Below are 13,614 nucleotides of genomic sequence, written 5' to 3'. Positions count from 1 at the left end.
TCCGGATGGTGATCGCATCGACCCAACATGCGCGCCCCCAACCCACTATCCGGACGTACTCACGGTCCCCTCCCGGTGAGTGAAGACAGCCGGTGCGCCGCCCTCGCACCGGCTGTTTTTCCGTTCGGCTGTAGTGTTTCCCAGGCTTTTCCCAGAGTTTCACACGCGCTTGAAAATCTCGAATTCGGTTTCCGGAATGGTCAGGCGATATTCGATGCGGCCGGGAACGAGGTTCAGCTCCGCCTTGCCGTTGACCGACGAGGGTACGACACGCTCGAGCACGGTGCGGCCGAAGCTGTTGTCGCTGAATTCGTGGACTTCCGACTGGTTCTGCAGCACCTCTGCCCAGATGACTTCGATCGCCTTCCTGTCGCCGATCATGGCGTCGCGGCAATTCAAGGTGATCGAGGCGGCGCCACCGGATATCGCGCCATAGGAGGCGGAGTTGACGATGAGTTCGTGCAGGGCGAGCCCGAGATGCACGGCGGCATTCGGCGTCAGATGGGCGTTGATGCCGTAGATCGGCATCGAGCCTGATGTTTCCGGCCAGTAGGGAGCGAATTGCTTTTCGGCAAGTTCGAACAGATAGGCGCCGCGCCAGCTCGAATCCGTGATCAGATCCTGCGAGTTGGAAAGCGATTGCAGCCGCCCGCGGAACTTGAGGAGGAAGCTGTCGAGGGAGAGCGTATTGCGCGCCGTCTGCGTGGCGATGCCCTGGATGATGGCAAGAAGGTTCTTCGAGCGGTGCGAGAGTTCACGCAGCAGCGATTTCAGCACTTTTTCACGATGCCGGCTTTCGGTGACCTCCGCCATGACCGACAGAAGTCCATGGGTGCCGCGTTTGCCGGTGCGCTGAATCTTCAGCTCATAGGTGCGCATTTCGCCGTCGATGTCGATCTCGACTTCGGCATTGTTGGGGATGCCGGTTTCCAGCACCTTGTGTTTCAGCGCCGTCAGATACCGGCCGTGCGCGTCGCCAAACAGGGCGGCATCGCCGCCGCCCGGGATGAAGAGCGCTGCGAAATGCGGCGGCAGATTTTCGGCATAGAATATTGCCAGCCGGGCGTCCTGGCAAAGGATTGAAATCCCGGCGCTGCCGAGCGCGCGTTCCATCATTGCGGCTTTGCCCTCGAAGGTAAAAGGCATGCCGGATAATGGTTCCGTCGTATTCACTCGGCCGCCTTTCCTTGTGACATCTTGAACGTCGCTGAAGGAAGCGCCCTCAGAGACGCCGCCCGTCAACTCTAGAACAAAGCGCTGCAAAAACCGTTAAGGCCAGCGGAGCGTCCCGGTAGCACCGGAACGCCTGCTTTGGCGATTTGGTTCCGAAGGCCGGAAAATTGCGTCTCAGGCGGCCACTTTGGTCGATTCGTTGAAGAAAAGAGCTTGGCTGATCAATGCCTTGACCATGTCTGGGTTGAAGGGTTTGGTGACAAGGAAAGTCGGTTCGGGGCGCTCGCCGGTCAAAAGCCTTTCCGGGAAAGCGGTAATGAAGATCACCGGCACGCTCGACGTCTTGAGGATGTCGTTGACGGCGTCGATGCCGGAACTGCCGTCGGCCAGCTGGATATCGGCCAGCACCATACTCGGCTTGGTCTTGTTATAGAGCGCGACGGCCTCGGCATGGGTGCGGGCAATGCCGGTGACGCGATGGCCGAGGCTTTCGACCATTTGCTCGATATCCATGGCGATCAGCGGTTCATCCTCGATGATCATGATATCGGTCGCAACCTGGCGGGAAATCTCCTGCGAGGCCATGTCGAGCAGACGCATGACGTCCTGTTCGTCGAGCTCCAGGATTTCGCCGATCTCGGCGACGCGGAAATTCTCCACGGAGGCAAGCAGGAAGGCCTGACGGGCGCCCGGTGAAACCTTCGAAAGGTTCAAGGTGGCGCGCTGTTCCCAGGCATAGGGCGAGGTCGGTTCCGGAATCTGGACGGCGGTGGAACCAAACAATTGTGTAAACAGTTTGTAGAGTGCCACCCGGTCATTCGCCGTATCCGGGAAAATGGTGAGATCGGCGATGATAGCTTCGAGAACGGCGGCGACATAAGCGTCGCCCGAAGTCTGAGTGCCGGTCAGGGCGCGGGAATAGCGGCGCAGATAAGGAAGGTGCGGCGCAATTCGAGTAGAAAGTGTCATTAAGGGCTCCCGTATGCAGGCCGGTCATTGGCTCCAATGAGCGGTTAACGTCGCCTTGATAAAAAAGTTCCGGAACGGCAGGAACTTTTTTTGTCGCGCCGCATTATTCAAGCCGACGAAGAAAGGGCGTAGCGTTTTGACCCATGCAGCAATAAATGCCAGCGACATCGGCAATCGAAGGGTCGGTGTCGATGGTTGAAATCGTGATCAGCCCCATGCACGCCCCAACAGACAACCGGCGAGAAGACGAATTGATGACGACACGCAAGAAAGAAGCAGCCGATCAGCGCAAGCTGGAGCTGCGGGCAAGCGATATCCTCGACCCGAACAATCAGATCGGCGTCAGGCTGCGGTCGCTCTATGCCTCCGCGCAGGAGGAGGCGATCCCGGACCGTTTTCTCGACCTTCTCGAAAAGCTCGACCATGCCGAAATGATGGCTTCTGCCAAGATGGCCGAATAGGATCGTCCGCATGGAAGAAAAAACGCAACCCAGCTTCAAGCGGGAATTGCTGGCGGCCCTCCCAAGTCTCCGCGCTTTCGCAATTTCGCTCATCGGACGGCATGATCGTGCCGACGATCTCGTCCAGGACACCATCATGAAGGCCTGGGCCAAACAGGATCATTTCGAGATGGGCACCAATATGAAGGCCTGGCTCTTCACGATCCTGCGCAACGAACTCTACAGCCAGATGCGCAAGAGCGGCCGCGAGATCCAGGACAGCGACGGGCTGTTCACCGAATCGATGGCGATGCACCCGTCGCAATACGGCGCCCTCGATCTGCAGGACTTCAAGAAGGCGCTCGACCAGCTGCCGCCGGACCAGCGCGAGGCGATCATCCTCGTCGGCGCCTCGGGTTTTTCCTACGAGGAAGCCGCCGAAATCTGCGGCTGCGCCGTCGGCACCATCAAGAGCCGGGTCAACCGCGCCCGCCAGCGACTGCAGGAATTGCTGCAGATTTCCGGCGAGGCCGATTTCGGCCCTGATGCCACCTCGGCGCCGCTGACGTCGAAGGCGTTTGCGTTTTAAGAAGTGATAGAGAAGCCGGTTGCTCTGTTAGGCTCCGGCTCTTTTGACGTTGTCGGTTGGCGAGCAGAACGAGCGTCTGCTTGGCCGATGCCATTAGGGCACCCCCTCTCCACCCTCATTCCCGTGCTTGTCACAGGAATCCAGTTCGCCCAAGTCCTTGGGCGCGAAAGACTTTTTCATCGCGATTCGGTTCATTCACGGCGCGGACGCGCCGTGGCTGGATTCCTGTGACGAGCACAGGAATGAGGGAGGCGAGGTGGGTGCTTCCCCTCTTCGGATCGGGGAGGTGGTCGTCGCAAGAAGATCAATCCTCCCGCTTCGTCCCCACCAGATTAGCCGCAGCGATCGCCGCCAGCACGCCGGCCGCCAGCAACGGCTGGGCGCGGACGAGGCCGAGGCCCACTGTCGCCAGAGATTCCAGCGCGGCACGGCGTTCGCGGGCGCGGCGCTTCTCCCGGGCGTTGATGACGACCATCACCACCAGCGCGATGATGGCGATCAGCAGCGCGCAGGCGGCCAGGAAAAGAACGGCGGCGAGCGCGCCGTAGATGCCGGCGAGCCAGATGGCGCCGGCGGTGACGGCCAGCGCGTAGGCGGTGAGGAGGAAAAGTGCGGCAAGCGCGATGAAAATGCTATTGCGCTTGGCGCGTGCAACGGTCCGGTGCACGCTTGCGCCAGTCAGCAGGCTGAGGATCGACAGCATCGCGCTTCCTCAGCGGCGGGCGAGGAAGGCGATGGCCAGGCCGAACGCGGCAGCGGCGCCGATGGTTGCCAGCGGATGTTTGCGCACGGTGTCGCGCATTTCGGTCGCGCCGCGCTCATAGCCGTGCTGCAATTCGCGCAACAGATCCTCGCTGCGGCCGAGCAGTTCCTCATAACCGGCGCCGGCCTGGCTGCGGATTTTCTCGCCTTGGTAACGTGAACTCTTGCCGACGAGGCGCGTCAGTTCCGCGAGTTCGTCACGCAGCGCCTCGATCTGCTCCTCGATGCCGGATTCGAGATGGTGGAAGGTGCCGTTGCGGCGGCTGCGGCCGGACTGGAAGATAGAATAGCTCATGGCTGTCTCCATTGGCTGGGGCGCGCGCAAGCCCGCCTATTTCGCACTGGGGTTACCACCGTCCGTTGCATAAGAGATATCGCCCGGCATTGACCCAGATCACTGCCGAAAACGTGCCGGGCGGTCAAAAGTTCCGCCAGCGGCGGTCAGGAGCGGGAAATGGCGCTGTGGGCGAGGACGAAGGGCGTGCCGTCGGCCGGTACCTGGTTGATGCGCAGCGCGCAGCCGAATACCGACAGCATAGTTTCATCCGTCAACACGTCACCGATATTGCCTGCGGCGGCGAGGCGGCCGGATTTCATCAGCACGATGCGGTCGGCAAAGAGCGCTGTCAGGTTGAGATCATGCATGACGGCGATGACGCCGCCACCGCGTTCGCAGAAATTTCGGGCAAGCGTCATGATCGTCAGCTGGTGGCTGATGTCGAGGCTTGAGACCGGCTCGTCGAGCAGCAGCCAGCAGGGTTTGCCGTCGACGATGGGTTCGGCGATCTGGCAGAGCACGCGGGCAAGCTGAACGCGCTGCTGCTCGCCGCCGGAGAGTTCCTGATAGAAACGGCCTTCGAAGCCGGTCAGGTCGACCGCTGCGAGTGCGGCAGCCGCCGTCTGCTCGGCCTTGTCGGGATTGAGGTTGATGCCCGATGTCAGGCCTATGCGGACGATTTCGCGCACGGTGAAGGGAAACGAGATGGTGCTTGCCTGCGGCAGCACGCCGCGAAGGGCGGCAAGCCGCCAGGGTTTCAGCTCTTTCACCTCGTTGCCGCCGATGCGCACCGAGCCGCCATAGGCAAGCTCGCCCGATATGGCTTTCATCGTCGTCGTCTTGCCGGAGCCGTTCGGCCCGGCAATCGCCGTCAGCTCGCCGGCCTTGGCCGCGAAGGCGACGTCACTGATGATTGATTTGCCGGAAAGGCGCACGGAGAGGCCGGACACTTCGATCATCTCGTCACTCACGACAGCACTCACAGGGCAAGGCGCGAACGCTGCCTCAGCAGAATCCACAGGAAGAACGGCCCGCCGACCGCCGCGGTGATGATGCCGATCGGCAGCTCGGCCGGGGCGACCAGGGTGCGCGCCAGGACATCGGCGAATATCAGCAGCGAGCCGCCGAGAAGAGCTGCGGCCGGCAGCAGGAAACGATTGTCCGGGCCGATCGCCATGCGCAGGATGTGCGGCACGACGATGCCGACGAAACCAATGCCGCCGCTGGCGGCGACGGAGGCACCGGTCGCCGCGGCGACGCCGACGATCGCGACATTCTTCAGCCGCTGCACCGGCACGCCCATATGAAAGGCGGCGGCCTCGCCGAGCGTGATGGCATTGAGGCCGCGAGCCATGAGGGGCAGGGCGGTAAAGGACAGCAGAATGATTGGGCCGGCGGCGGCGATCTTCGTCCATGTGGCGCCGGCCAGCGAGCCCATGCTCCAGAAAGTCAGGTCGCGCAGCTGCTGGTCGTTGGCCATGTAGATCAGCAGACCTGTCATCGCCAGGGCTAGCGCGCTGAGCGCGATGCCGGCCAGCAGCATCGTCGCCACCGAGGTCTGGCCGTGGCGGGTGGCGATCCTGTAAAGCAGCAGCGTCGTGACGAGACCGCCGCCAAAGGCGGCCGCCGGCAGGGCATAGATGCCGAGAAGTGCCTCAAGCGGTGCTGCAAGGCTGCCGCCGAGCACGATCATGGTGACGGCACCGAGACTTGCTCCGGAGGAGACGCCGATGAGGCCGGGATCGGCCAGTGGATTGCGGAACAGGCCCTGCATCACCGTGCCGGAAACGGCCAGCGAGGCGCCGATCAGGAAGCCGAGGATCGCTCTCGGCAGGCGGATGTCGAAGATGATGATCCGGTCACGCATGCTGAGCGCCGTCTCGGAACCGGCCATGTTGCCGATCACGTCGAGGATCGAGGCATCCGAGGCGCCGGTCGTCACCGCAAACAGCATCGAGAAGACTGAGCCGATGACGAGCAGCGCGATGACCAGCAGGGCGAGCCGCGTTCTGTCGCCCGCCTGCCGGTTTGCGCGGATTTCCACCATCGGGAATGGTCGCCTTCGTTCCATCATGGCTCGCGGCAGGGCCATGATCAGCCCCCGTAGATCGCCGCGTTGAGCTCACGCGCGGCGGCTGCAGTGCGCGGGCCGAAGCCGAGTAGGTAGATGCCGTCCATGCGGATGATCGCCTTCTTCTCGCCGGCCGGCGTCAGCGCGATCGCCGGCTGGGCCAGCAGATCCTCGTTCTTGGTGCCGGCGCCATCGCCGCGGTTCATCATCAGGATGATGTCGGGCTTGGCTTCGATGATCGCCTCATCGGTCAGCGGCTTGTAACCCGGGAATGCGCCGACGGCGTTGATGGCGCCGGCGAGCTTGACGATGCCGTCGGCCGCCGTGCCGGTGCCCGAGGCCATGATCCGGCCGTTCTGGGCGCTGAGGATGAAGAGGACGCGCTTGCGATCGGCCTCCGGACGCTTTTCGGCCTCAGTGATCGCCGCATCGTCATCGTTGCAATCCTTATGCGGCGACACTTGCTGCCCGCGGCAGGTTTTCCATGATCTCGCGCCACTCGGGGCGTTCGTCGGAACCTTCCTTCCGCTTGCCGAAGAACTGGATGATCATCTCGCCTTGCGTATTGTAAGCCTCCAGCGAAGTGACGTGGCCGTCCGTGGTCGGCTTGCGCACGGCCCAGGTCTCGGCGATGTGATCCTGGCGCAGATGCAGATGGAAGGTCGGGTCCATGATATTGATCCATGGGCCCATCGCCTGGACATTGAAGATCGGGCCGGAATGGATCTGGACGATGCCGTCATTGGCGACGAAGCACATGATCGGCAGGCCGGATTTCACCGAGGCATGCATCATCTCCGCCGTCGCGCTGTTGTCGACCTTCCAGGCATAGTCGTCGCCGACGCTGCGCACGGCCGCCTGGCGGCCGATCTTCAGGCGCTTGAGCATGCCGAAGAATTCGTGGGTATCGGTGAGCCTGCTCCAATTGTCGCGCAGTTCGTCGCGGCTGACGTCGGCGGTTTCATCGACGATATTTGAGGTCGCGACCTCGACGAAATCCTGCGACTGGTCTTCCAGCCTCAACGCGGCAACCATCGCATGATAGGCCTCGACATTCGAATTCGGGCGCAGGTGCACCTTGTGCACGGCGTTGCCCGCCTTGTCGAAATATTGCAGGCTGAGGCGCACCTGGTCGCCATCCGCCTTGGATACGGCGAAGCCGTGTTCCCAGCGGCTCGGGAAGATGCGCAGGTCGATATTCTCACCGAGAACGATGGCCGCCTGCGCGCCGCTTTTGATGTTTTCGAAGATGCCGATCTTTTCGTGCACGGCACTTTCGTTGCGCGACAGCGCCATCACTTCGCCGAGGCTCGCCACGCGTTCGAGAAACTTCAGCGCGCTGCCATCGATGCGGGTGACGCTGATGCCGGTCTCGGCGGCGACGAGGGCGGCCTCGGAAATCTTCAGCCGGGCGGCGATATCGCGCTCGCGCAGTTTCGGATTTTCGGCGCGAAACGCACGGATTTCGGCTGGCGCCGGTCTTGTCTGTTCGGTCATGTGTTACCTAACTATTGGCCCTACTTATTGAGAATGAGCTTGCCCTGGCGGGTGATCTTCAGGCGATAGATCACGCCGTCGTGTCTGATCATGATCTCGTTCGCGCCGCGGAAAAGATCCGCGCTTTCGACGATCCTGTGCTGCGCCGCGGGCTCGCTCGGCAGCGGCACGTGCTTAAAGTTATCTGGCTTTTCAACCATCATTTCGGTTGGCAATTCCGTGAGGCCGGGGTTCTGGGTCCCGGTGGTGGCGACATTTATCTTGACTTTCTTACTCATAGTTTTTTAAAGACGCAATAGGAGACTAATACAGTCAAGTTTTCGAAATTGCTGATGCGAGCTGCCTGCCGGCGGCACGCGACCACGACGGAGAAGGTTTTATGACAGGTAGGTTTGCGGCTGTTGCGGCCGGCATGGCGATGGCGTTTTCAAGCGTTTCTCAGGCGCAGGAGGCGGCACCGGCAGCCTCCCTCGATGTCGAACTCAATGCGCTGGCGCCCTCGCAGAAGGGCTGCATGATGACCTTCGTGGCGCTGAACCAGCTGCCGACCGCCATCAACAAGATCTCCTTCGAGCTTGCCTTCTTCAACGACAAGAAAGCCGTCGACCGCATCACCGTGCTCGATTTCCGCGATCTGCCGCAGGGCAAGAAGCGGGTGCGACAGTTCGATATGCCGAATGTCAAATGCGAGAGCGTAACGCGCATCCTCATCAACGACACGCCCGTCTGCGACGGGCCGGCGGCGGGCGAATGCATGAAGGGCCTCGTCACCCGCTCGCAGATTTCCGTTCCCTTCGAGGGCTAAGATAACGCCGGGGCTGACCCCGGCGGACATGTTTCAGGCTGTCCGAGGCGTAGACAATGGCGATTTCAGCGAAATCCAGATCGAGACAGGCGCTCATCGGGGAGGCGGACGCCGATAGCAGCCTGAACGACAACACGCCCGGCATGCATCCCGGCCATGAGCTTGCCGAATTGCGCAATGCGCAGCGGCAGCCGGCCGGCGAAACGGTGATCCACTACACGCGTTTTGCGCAGATATCCTCCTTTCCCGACCATCCTGAAGCCGAACCGGCCGCTCCCGCTCCTGCGCCGCCGATGGATGCGGCGGTGGAGAAGCAGGAAGATGAGCAGAAGCCGGTGCGGCGGCGGGTGGCGCTGACGTGTGTCGGTTCATTCCTTTTTCACGCCGGTTTGGTGGTTGCTCTCAGCTTATTTATGCCACGACCGCCGGACGAAGCAATCGAAGACGCTGGTGAAGCTGTCAGCGTCGTCGTTTACGGCGATTCTGACTTCAATCAGACATTGGCAGGTGATCCGGAATTAGAACGGCAGCCCGAGCAAGTTGCGGCGGAAGAGGTTGAACCGGATACAGTTCAATCGGAAGAGGCCACTGAGCTAGATGCCGTGCCGCCGAACCATACCCAGCGGGTTGAAACCGACACGGCGGAGTCCGTGCCGGTGGTGCAGGACGTTACGCATATTTCCCCTGAGACCGTTGTTGCCGCCGTGCCAGAGGTGCTTGTCTCAGAGAGCCCTGCAGAATCTTTCGTCGTTCAGCCGATGGCGACGACTTTGCCCGAACAGCTGACGCCTGATGCCTCGCAGGCAATAGTATCGGCAGAGATAGCGCCAATGGCGGTACAGCCCACCGAAGTTCCGCCGGAAGAAGTAAGACCGGTCGAGACTGCAGAGGTCTCGCCCGAATCTGAAGAAAAGCCGGTGCCAAAACCGAAGCCAAAGGCTGAAAAGCCGAAACCGGTCGAAAAGAAACAGTCTCAAAAGAAGGCGAAACCTGCGGGTGGAGACGAGGGCTTAGATCGTGAAAACCGGACGAGGGGCGTGGTCAACGGTCAGAACGGGCCGGAAACTGATGGAACATCAACCGCGACCGGCGGAAGCGATGGTATGGGAAGCGCGGCCGTAGCCAACTACCCGGGCAAGGTACAGAAGCGGATCCGGCGCGCCGTTCGAGTGCCCAATGCATACAAGAACATGGGCGGTAGCATTACCGTCAGGGTTCAATTGACGATTAACGGAACAGGTAGGGTGGCATCGGTTTCCGTTGCTCGCAGTTCGGGTGTTGCGGAGTTGGATAAAGCTGTTTTGGATGGTGTGCGGCGCGCGGCGCCGTTCCCCCCTCTGCCTTCCGAATGGGGGAAGGCTAGCTGGACCTTTTCCCAGGAGGTCCAGGTCACCAGATAATATGATAATCAACTTTATACTTTACTATAAAAATCAAGTTTAATAAGGTCCACCCGCACACGCAGGAATCGTGTGACGATCAACGAGTGAACGGGGTGGTATATGGCTCGCAAGGGCAAGAAGGGATCGAACCGGGAGGTCCGCGATGTCGTCGCGGCTGAGGGCGTTGGTCAGGCCTCCTCCGGGCGGCCCAAACTGGATGGCCGCAGTTTCCTCTATGTCGGCGGCCGTGACTGCCAGGTGGCGCATCTTCGCCAGATTGCCAGCAATTTCGGCGCCGAGCTCATTCATCACGACGGCGGTCTTCGCGAGGCGGTTTCCCGCATCGACACGTTGCTTCCTTCTGTCGATTGCGTGTTCTGCCCCATCGACTGTATCAGCCACGATGCCTGCCTGCGGGTGAAGACGGGCTGCAAGAAGTTCAGCAAGGCCTTCATCCCGCTTCGCAACGGCAGCAAGTCCAGCCTGGAACGTGCGCTGCAGACAATGAACGAACGAGACAATTCCCGATGAACGATCAGCGTCCCGACGGCTTCACCATGATCGGCCTGCACAAGCTTGCCGCGCAGACGGGCGAGGGCCTCGTGCCTGAGCTCTACGAACTTTTCCGCCAGCATGCCGAACGCCAGGAGATCTACCAGAATGTGGCGCTGTTCCCGACCTGGGAAGCGCGCATGCCCGGAGAAGCGACGACGAGGCCGCTTGGCGCGGCGGCGGCAAACGGCAATAATATTCTCGCCTTTCCCTCGTATGCGGCAAGGGCCGGCAAGAGGAAGGCGTAAGGAGATCGCATGTATATCGCAATGAACCGCTTCAAGGTCGCAACCGGGAACGAAAGTGATTTCGAGACGGTCTGGCGTAATCGCGATTCCAGCCTGGCCGAAGTGCCCGGTTTTGTCGAATTCCGCCTGCTGCGCGGCAAGCTCAACGAAGAGGAGGGCTACACGCTCTATTCCTCGCACACGGTCTGGAAGAGCGAAGCGGATTTCCAGAACTGGACGAAGTCCGAGAATTTTCGCGCCGCGCACCGTAATGCCGGCGACCGCAAGGCGATGTACAAGGGCCCGCCCGTTTTCGAAGGCTTCAATGTGGTTGAGGGCATTTGATTGCGGTTTGCGTGGGTGGAAGGCGAGGCGTTCTCCACCCTCCCTCATTCCTGTGCCCGTCACAGGAATCCAGCCACGGCGCGTCCGCGCCGTGAATGACTGATACGCTGGAAGCGAGTTTCGTGCGTCCAAGGACTTGGGCGCGCTGGATGCCTGTGACGAGCACAGGGATGAGGGAAGAGAGGCGGAGCTTCCCATCAACTGTCCCGATATGCCGATGACCAATTTGAGGCACATTCGTCATCGAGAAGAGGATGTGCGGATCCAACGCTCTCTCAGGAGCGTATCCGAAAAACGGCGCCCGCCGCAATGGCCAGCCAGCCAAGCATCATCGCCCAGCCGCCGGTCGGGGCGGCATAGGGGAAGAGGCCGGAGCCGCCAAAACGCAGCGAGACCAGATCGCCCGCAAAGAGCAGCGTTCCCAAGATCATCAGCAAACCGGCCAGCCAGGCGGTTTTGAGCCTGGCGGTGCCGAGAGCCAATGCCAGCAGGGCAGGGGCGTGTGCGAGACACATGGTCGATGCGGATGCGGCGAGATTGGCTTGCCCGCCGCCATGGGCGGCAAGAGCGGCGAGTGCCACGCCGGCTGCGCCGAACAGGCCGGCAAAGAGATAAAGCACCGGCTCCAGGCGCGTGTTCAGGCTCATGACTATTCCTTGTTCTGCATGTGATGGGCGAGCCGTTCTACCGGCGCCCAGATGAGATCGCGCAGCGCCTGGCTCGCGATCGTCTCGTCGAGCGCGCGGCGGAAGCAGAGCAGCCATTCGTCGCGCTCGACCGGGCCGATCTCGGCGACGAAATGGCGGCTGCGCAGGCGCGGATGGCCGCGTTTGTCGGTATAGAGCGGCGGGCCGCCGAGATAACCGGTCATATATTCGTAGAACTTCTCTTCGCTGCCTTCGAGGCTTGGCGGATGCACCGCGCGCACGTTGCTTGCCTCGGGCAGCTTATCCATCAGCGCATAGAAGCGATGCGTCAGCGCCCGCACGGTGGGATCGCCGCCGATCGCTTCATATAAAGTGGTGACTTTCTCCGTCACGAAACCATCCCCGATATCATCCCCATTCCCCGATCCTTCATGCACCTGATGGAAAATGATCGCAACTGTCATCAAGGTGCCGCGGCATTTCGCGCATAATGCCCGCGGGGCAGGGGATACAGCGATTCTTCTTGACAAAACCGTCCGGACGGTATCTTTTATTCGGCATGTCAAACGCTCATCATCGCAAAAAACAGCCTGTCCTCGTGCGCCAGCAGTTGCTGGATGTCGCGGCGCGCCTTGCTGCCAGCGAAGGCATGGCCGCCGTCACGCTCGATGCGGTTTCCGCCGCCTCCAGCGTCAGCAAGGGCGGGCTGCTGCATCACTTCCCGACGAAGAATGCGCTGCTTGATGCCTTGTTCGAGAGCCTGCTCGAAAAGTTCGACGCCGATATAGAGGAGCTGATGCGCGGCGATCCGCTGCCGCAGGGCCGTTTTACCCGCGCCTATGTGAGGGCCGTATCCGGTCTCAGGGATCGTCCCGACGATTCCAGGAGTTGGACGCAGGTGACGATCGCGCTTCTTGCCGAACCCCGGCTGCGCCTTCGCTGGCGCCGATGGGTGCAGGCGCGGGCGGAGGAATATGTGGGCACCGATTCTTCCCTCGACACACAGCTCGTGCGTTTTGCCGCCGATGGGCTGTGGTTTGCGGATACGCTGGAAAGCCATGATATCGACGGCGTTCTGAGGCGGCACCTCATCGATCGCCTTATCGAACTGACCGGGAAATAATCCGAAGGAATTTCGTCATGAGCCAGGCCGCCGTCTACGGGCTGTTGTTTGCCGCCATCGTGCTCGAGGTCATCGGCACGACCGCGCTGCAGCTGTCGCAGCAGTTTACCCGCATCGGGCCGACGGCGCTCGTCGTCGCCTGCTATGCGGCCGCCTTCTATTGCCTGTCGCTGACGCTGAAAAGCATCCCCGTCGGCATCGCCTATGCGATTTGGAGCGCTTTGGGAATCGTGCTGATTTCTTCGGTCGGTCTGGTCTTCTTCAAGCAGCGTCTCGATCTGCCGGCGATCGTCGGGCTCGGGCTGATCATTTCAGGCGTTGTCGTCGTCAATCTCTTCTCCAAATCCGTTTCCCATTGATATTGTTGTGATATTGCCTGCAATATTTCCAGAGTTCCACCGATAAATTTTCCCCTTTGTCAAATTCCTGACAAAGGTCTATGTGTTGCTGAGACGTGGAGGAGGCGAGGCGCAGCCAGCGCTGTTTTCCAAAGCGCTTTGAATTCCGCCTTCCCGTCTATCGATACTTCCAGTTTCTGCAGGAGCACATCATGGCCATTCGCACCGTCGTCTGGGGAGAGAATATCCACGAGACTACCAATGCGATCGTCCGGGGCATCTATCCCGAAGGCATGCATACGACGATCGCCAATGCGCTGAATAGCGACCCCGCCATCTCGGCAACGACCGCGACGCTGCAGGAGCCGGAGCATGGGCTCAGCGAAGCCCGGCTTGCCGAAACCGATGTGCTGACCT

19 protein-coding genes and 2 pseudogenes are annotated in these 13,614 nt (G+C 61.1%); 10 read left to right on the top strand and 11 right to left on the bottom strand.

Features of this window, described 5'->3' with window-relative positions; translation table 11 throughout:
* Positions 1-159 precede the first annotated feature (159 nt).
* The gene (locus ATY75_RS13430; protein ID WP_088937929.1) at positions 160-1,146 is read right to left on the bottom strand and encodes a sensor histidine kinase; all 987 of its coding nucleotides are present in this window, start codon (positions 1,144-1,146) and stop codon (positions 160-162) included.
* Between the two features lie 201 nt (positions 1,147-1,347).
* Positions 1,348-2,142, bottom strand: a complete 795-nt coding sequence (locus ATY75_RS13425) for a response regulator (RefSeq protein WP_088937928.1) — start codon at positions 2,140-2,142, stop codon at positions 1,348-1,350.
* Between the two features lie 254 nt (positions 2,143-2,396).
* On the opposite strand from ATY75_RS13425, the gene ATY75_RS13420 reads away from it, so the two are divergent.
* Both ATY75_RS13420 and ATY75_RS13415 read left to right on the top strand, forming a co-directional pair.
* Complete coding sequence (locus ATY75_RS13420) at positions 2,397-2,603, top strand: NepR family anti-sigma factor (RefSeq protein ID WP_007630755.1); 207 nt, start codon at positions 2,397-2,399, stop codon at positions 2,601-2,603.
* A gap of 10 nt (positions 2,604-2,613) precedes the next feature.
* A complete protein-coding gene (locus tag ATY75_RS13415; protein WP_049731632.1) occupies positions 2,614-3,171 on the top strand; it encodes an RNA polymerase sigma factor in 558 nt (185 codons plus the stop codon).
* Between the two features lie 304 nt (positions 3,172-3,475).
* Here ATY75_RS13415 and ATY75_RS13410 read toward each other — a convergent pair whose 3' ends face one another.
* From ATY75_RS13410 to ATY75_RS13380, 7 genes and pseudogenes are all read right to left on the bottom strand, one after another.
* A complete protein-coding gene (locus ATY75_RS13410) occupies positions 3,476-3,874 on the bottom strand; it encodes a hypothetical protein (protein ID WP_088937927.1) in 399 nt (132 codons plus the stop codon).
* 9 nt (positions 3,875-3,883) lie between these two features.
* Positions 3,884-4,228, bottom strand: coding sequence for a DUF883 family protein (locus ATY75_RS13405; protein WP_088937926.1), 345 nt, complete (start codon positions 4,226-4,228; stop codon positions 3,884-3,886).
* A gap of 146 nt (positions 4,229-4,374) precedes the next feature.
* A complete protein-coding gene (locus ATY75_RS13400; protein WP_088937925.1) occupies positions 4,375-5,169 on the bottom strand; it encodes a heme ABC transporter ATP-binding protein in 795 nt (264 codons plus the stop codon).
* Between the two features lie 20 nt (positions 5,170-5,189).
* Positions 5,190-6,302, bottom strand: coding sequence for an iron ABC transporter permease (locus tag ATY75_RS13395; protein ID WP_088937924.1), 1,113 nt, complete (start codon positions 6,300-6,302; stop codon positions 5,190-5,192).
* Positions 6,303-6,304: 2 nt separating this feature from the next.
* Positions 6,305-6,712, bottom strand: a pseudogene (locus ATY75_RS13390) (ABC transporter substrate-binding protein); the annotation flags it as partial.
* 16 nt (positions 6,713-6,728) lie between these two features.
* Positions 6,729-7,778: a ChuX/HutX family heme-like substrate-binding protein gene (locus ATY75_RS13385; protein ID WP_088937923.1), complete on the bottom strand. Its 1,050-nt coding sequence runs from the start codon at positions 7,776-7,778 to the stop codon at positions 6,729-6,731.
* 20 nt (positions 7,779-7,798) lie between these two features.
* A complete protein-coding gene (locus tag ATY75_RS13380) occupies positions 7,799-7,981 on the bottom strand; it encodes a hemin uptake protein HemP (protein ID WP_049731625.1) in 183 nt (60 codons plus the stop codon).
* Positions 7,982-8,157: 176 nt separating this feature from the next.
* Here ATY75_RS13380 and ATY75_RS13375 point away from each other — a divergent pair, with 176 nt between their 5' ends.
* The 5 genes from ATY75_RS13375 (at position 8,158) to ATY75_RS13355 (ending at position 11,089) form a co-directional block, all read left to right on the top strand.
* A complete protein-coding gene (locus ATY75_RS13375) occupies positions 8,158-8,583 on the top strand; it encodes a hypothetical protein (protein ID WP_088937922.1) in 426 nt (141 codons plus the stop codon).
* A gap of 56 nt (positions 8,584-8,639) precedes the next feature.
* The gene (locus ATY75_RS13370; RefSeq protein WP_088937921.1) at positions 8,640-9,983 is read left to right on the top strand and encodes an energy transducer TonB; all 1,344 of its coding nucleotides are present in this window, start codon (positions 8,640-8,642) and stop codon (positions 9,981-9,983) included.
* A 102-nt stretch (positions 9,984-10,085) separates the two neighbouring features.
* Positions 10,086-10,496, top strand: a complete 411-nt coding sequence (locus ATY75_RS13365) for a DUF2325 domain-containing protein (protein ID WP_088937920.1) — start codon at positions 10,086-10,088, stop codon at positions 10,494-10,496.
* Positions 10,493-10,765 carry a hypothetical protein gene (locus ATY75_RS13360; RefSeq protein WP_088937919.1) on the top strand — a complete coding sequence of 91 codons (273 nt, stop codon included), beginning with the start codon at positions 10,493-10,495 and terminating at the stop codon, positions 10,763-10,765. The genes ATY75_RS13365 and ATY75_RS13360 overlap by 4 nt, the downstream gene beginning before the upstream one ends.
* Positions 10,766-10,774: 9 nt before the next feature.
* On the top strand, positions 10,775-11,089 hold the full coding sequence (locus ATY75_RS13355; protein ID WP_088937918.1) for an antibiotic biosynthesis monooxygenase: 315 nt from the start codon (positions 10,775-10,777) through the stop codon (positions 11,087-11,089).
* 275 nt (positions 11,090-11,364) lie between these two features.
* Here the strand turns inward: ATY75_RS13355 and ATY75_RS13345 are convergent, their stop codons facing one another.
* The gene (locus tag ATY75_RS13345; protein ID WP_088937916.1) at positions 11,365-11,736 is read right to left on the bottom strand and encodes a DUF423 domain-containing protein; all 372 of its coding nucleotides are present in this window, start codon (positions 11,734-11,736) and stop codon (positions 11,365-11,367) included.
* A 2-nt stretch (positions 11,737-11,738) separates the two neighbouring features.
* Positions 11,739-12,128: a group II truncated hemoglobin gene (locus ATY75_RS13340; protein ID WP_085739019.1), complete on the bottom strand. Its 390-nt coding sequence runs from the start codon at positions 12,126-12,128 to the stop codon at positions 11,739-11,741.
* 167 nt (positions 12,129-12,295) lie between these two features.
* Here ATY75_RS13340 and ATY75_RS13335 point away from each other — a divergent pair, with 167 nt between their 5' ends.
* From ATY75_RS13335 to ATY75_RS13325, 3 genes and pseudogenes are all read left to right on the top strand, one after another.
* Positions 12,296-12,859, top strand: a complete 564-nt coding sequence (locus tag ATY75_RS13335) for a TetR/AcrR family transcriptional regulator (protein WP_088937915.1) — start codon at positions 12,296-12,298, stop codon at positions 12,857-12,859.
* A gap of 17 nt (positions 12,860-12,876) precedes the next feature.
* Positions 12,877-13,218 carry an SMR family transporter gene (locus ATY75_RS13330; protein WP_027683409.1) on the top strand — a complete coding sequence of 114 codons (342 nt, stop codon included), beginning with the start codon at positions 12,877-12,879 and terminating at the stop codon, positions 13,216-13,218.
* Positions 13,219-13,409: 191 nt separating this feature from the next.
* Positions 13,410-13,614 (top strand): annotated as a pseudogene (locus tag ATY75_RS13325) (trehalose utilization protein ThuA); the annotation flags it as partial.

This window comes from Rhizobium sp. N122 (assembly GCF_002211295.1).
Classification (GTDB): Bacteria; Pseudomonadota; Alphaproteobacteria; order Rhizobiales; family Rhizobiaceae; genus Rhizobium.
Note: the sequence above shows the minus strand (reverse complement) of the source record. Positions and strands in the feature narration are given on the sequence as shown.

Bases quoted from the DNA above. Each gene is read 5' to 3' on its own strand.
- ATY75_RS13405 (WP_088937926.1), bottom strand. From the start codon at position 4,228: ATGAGCTATTCTATCTTCCAGTCCGGCCGCAGCCGCCGCAACGGCACC.
- ATY75_RS13330 (WP_027683409.1), top strand. From the start codon at position 12,877: ATGAGCCAGGCCGCCGTCTACGGGCTGTTGTTTGCCGCCATCGTGCTC.
- ATY75_RS13415 (WP_049731632.1), top strand. From the start codon at position 2,614: ATGGAAGAAAAAACGCAACCCAGCTTCAAGCGGGAATTGCTGGCGGCC.
- ATY75_RS13370 (WP_088937921.1), top strand. From the start codon at position 8,640: ATGGCGATTTCAGCGAAATCCAGATCGAGACAGGCGCTCATCGGGGAG.
- ATY75_RS13360 (WP_088937919.1), top strand. From the start codon at position 10,493: ATGAACGATCAGCGTCCCGACGGCTTCACCATGATCGGCCTGCACAAG.
- ATY75_RS13335 (WP_088937915.1), top strand. From the start codon at position 12,296: ATGTCAAACGCTCATCATCGCAAAAAACAGCCTGTCCTCGTGCGCCAG.
- ATY75_RS13430 (WP_088937929.1), bottom strand. From the start codon at position 1,146: ATGCCTTTTACCTTCGAGGGCAAAGCCGCAATGATGGAACGCGCGCTC.
- ATY75_RS13410 (WP_088937927.1), bottom strand. From the start codon at position 3,874: ATGCTGTCGATCCTCAGCCTGCTGACTGGCGCAAGCGTGCACCGGACC.
- ATY75_RS13400 (WP_088937925.1), bottom strand. From the start codon at position 5,169: ATGATCGAAGTGTCCGGCCTCTCCGTGCGCCTTTCCGGCAAATCAATC.
- ATY75_RS13365 (WP_088937920.1), top strand. From the start codon at position 10,086: ATGGCTCGCAAGGGCAAGAAGGGATCGAACCGGGAGGTCCGCGATGTC.
- ATY75_RS13375 (WP_088937922.1), top strand. From the start codon at position 8,158: ATGACAGGTAGGTTTGCGGCTGTTGCGGCCGGCATGGCGATGGCGTTT.
- ATY75_RS13420 (WP_007630755.1), top strand. From the start codon at position 2,397: ATGACGACACGCAAGAAAGAAGCAGCCGATCAGCGCAAGCTGGAGCTG.
- ATY75_RS13385 (WP_088937923.1), bottom strand. From the start codon at position 7,778: ATGACCGAACAGACAAGACCGGCGCCAGCCGAAATCCGTGCGTTTCGC.
- ATY75_RS13355 (WP_088937918.1), top strand. From the start codon at position 10,775: ATGTATATCGCAATGAACCGCTTCAAGGTCGCAACCGGGAACGAAAGT.
- ATY75_RS13345 (WP_088937916.1), bottom strand. From the start codon at position 11,736: ATGAGCCTGAACACGCGCCTGGAGCCGGTGCTTTATCTCTTTGCCGGC.
- ATY75_RS13380 (WP_049731625.1), bottom strand. From the start codon at position 7,981: ATGATGGTTGAAAAGCCAGATAACTTTAAGCACGTGCCGCTGCCGAGC.
- ATY75_RS13395 (WP_088937924.1), bottom strand. From the start codon at position 6,302: ATGGCCCTGCCGCGAGCCATGATGGAACGAAGGCGACCATTCCCGATG.
- ATY75_RS13425 (WP_088937928.1), bottom strand. From the start codon at position 2,142: ATGACACTTTCTACTCGAATTGCGCCGCACCTTCCTTATCTGCGCCGC.